The organism is Pseudomonas sp. P5_A2_2 (assembly GCF_054177685.1).
Window position 1 is genome coordinate 1 of sequence record NZ_JBGCUL010000720.1, and the last position, 2,350, is coordinate 2,350.

Here is a 2,350-nt window from a genome sequence, read left to right on the forward strand (position 1 = left end):
AACGTGTACATCCTGGAAAAACGTGTTGCCCTTGAGTTTTTCGCGAGCAGGCTCGCTCCTACAGAGAAAGCAGCAAAAACAAAAAAGGCCGCATGAACACCCGAGGGTGGTCATGCGGCCTTTTCATTACCCCAGGCTGTTAAGCCTTGGCTGCCGGACGCTTGTCTTCGACCGCCCACTTGCCGCCGTCGTAGAACGCTTTCCAGCCAGTCGGTTTCCCGTCAACCTCGGTCTGCACGTACTGTTCCTTGGTCTTGCGACTGTAACGAATCACAGTCGGGAGACCATCCGGATCTTTCTTCGGCGCCTCGCAGAGGAAGTGATACTTCGGATCGATCTCATCCTTGTGCGGGATGATTTCCATCACCAGCGGAGCACGGGTCTCGCGGTTTTTCGGGAACTGGCTGGCGGCCAGGAACAAGCCTGATGCACCGTCGCGCAGAATGTAGGTGTCGTTGACCTTTTCGCACTTCAGCTCAGGCATCTTCACCGGATCCATCTTCGGCGGTGCCGCATCGCCGCTCTTCAACAACTTGCGGGTGTTCTTGCAGGTCGCATTGGTGCAACCGAAGAACTTGCCGAAGCGGCCAGTCTTGAGCTGCATCTCGCTGCCGCACTTGTCGCATTCCAGGCTCGGGCCTTCATAGCCCTTGATGCGATAGGTGCCCTCTTCGATTTCGTAGCCATTGCAATCCGGGTTGTTACCGCAGATATGCAACTTGCGCTTCTCATCAAGCAGATAGGCATCCATCGCCGTGCTGCAGATCGGGCAGCGATGCTTGCCACGCAACACCAACGACTCCGACTCACCCTCGTCGTCCGCGGCGATTTCGTCGCCCGGCACCAGGTTGACGGTGGCCTTGCAGCGCTCTTTCGGCGGCAGGCTGTAGCCTGAGCAACCGAGGAACACGCCGGTCGACGCAGTACGAATCTGCATCGGACGACCGCAGGTGGTGCACGGGATGTCGGTCATCACCGGTTGATTGGCACGCATGCCGCTTTCCGGGCTTTCGGCCACTTCGAGTTTCTTCTTGAAGTCGCCATAGAACTCGTCGAGCACGTTTTTCCAGTCGCGTTCGCCCTGGGCCACGTCATCGAGATGCTCTTCCATGCCGGCGGTGAAGCCGTAGTCCATCAGGTTGGAGAAGCTCTCCGCCAGACGCTCGGTAACGATGTCGCCCATCTTTTCCGAGTAGAAGCGACGGTTGTGCAGCGCCACGTAACCACGGTCCTGGATGGTCGAAATGATCGCCGCGTAGGTCGAAGGACGACCGATGCCACGCTTTTCCATTTCTTTTACCAGGCTGGCTTCCGAGTAACGCGCCGGCGGCTTGGTGAAGTGCTGGGTCGGATCAAGCTTGATCAGCTTCATCGCGTCGCCCTGGGCCATGTCCGGCAATACATCGTCGTCGCCCGGCTTGGCGATTTGCGGCATGACACGGGTGTAACCGTCGAACTTCAGGATGCGGCCCTTGGCGCGCAGCTCGAAGTCGCCGGCACCCACGGTGACGGTAGTCGACAGGTATTGCGCCGGCAGCATCTGGCAAGCGAGGAACTGGCGCCAGATCAGCTCGTAGAGGCGTTCAGCGTCACGCTCCATGCCCGACAGCTTGCTTGGCTCGGTATTGGCGTCGGACGGACGAATCGCTTCGTGAGCCTCTTGTGCGCCTTCCTTGCTGCTGTAGACGTTCGGGGTTTCCGGCAGGTACTTCTTGCCGAACTCGCCTTCAATATAGGTACGCGCCATCGCCACGGCATCAACCGAAAGGTTGGTGGAGTCGGTACGCATGTAGGTGATGTAGCCGGCTTCGTACAAACGCTGGGCCATCATCATGGTTTTCTTCACACCAAAGCCCAGGCGATTGCTTGCGGCCTGCTGCAGGGTGGAAGTGATGAACGGCGCCGACGGCTTGCTGCTGGTCGGTTTGTCTTCGCGCTTGACGATGCTGTAGCTGGAAGACTTGAGCTTCTCCAGCGCGGCCATGGCCTGGGTTTCGTTGAGCGGTTTGAAGGCTTCGCCTTTCTCGCGGGCCACATCGAAACGCACGGTCGCGCCTTTGGCGGTGCCGAGGTCGGCATGGACTTCCCAGTACTCTTCCGGGATGAACGCGCGGATTTCACGTTCGCGCTCGACGACCAGCTTCACGGCAACCGATTGCACGCGACCGGCAGACAAGCCACGAGCGATCTTGGCCCACAGCAGTGGCGAAACCATGTAACCCACGACACGGTCGAGGAATCGACGCGCCTGCTGGGCGTTGACACGATCGATGTCCAGCTCGCCTGGTTTCGAGAAGGCTTCCTGGATCGCCTTCTTGGTAATTTCGTTGAACACCACGCGCTTGTAGCG

1 protein-coding gene is annotated in these 2,350 nt (G+C 59.0%); it reads right to left on the reverse strand.

Annotated features, from left to right (window positions below):
• Positions 1 to 139: 139 nt before the first annotated feature.
• Positions 140 to 2,350, reverse strand: a 2,211-nt coding sequence (gene topA / locus ACXRVY_RS24760) for a type I DNA topoisomerase (RefSeq protein WP_458238496.1), incomplete at its 5' end; no start/stop codon positions are given.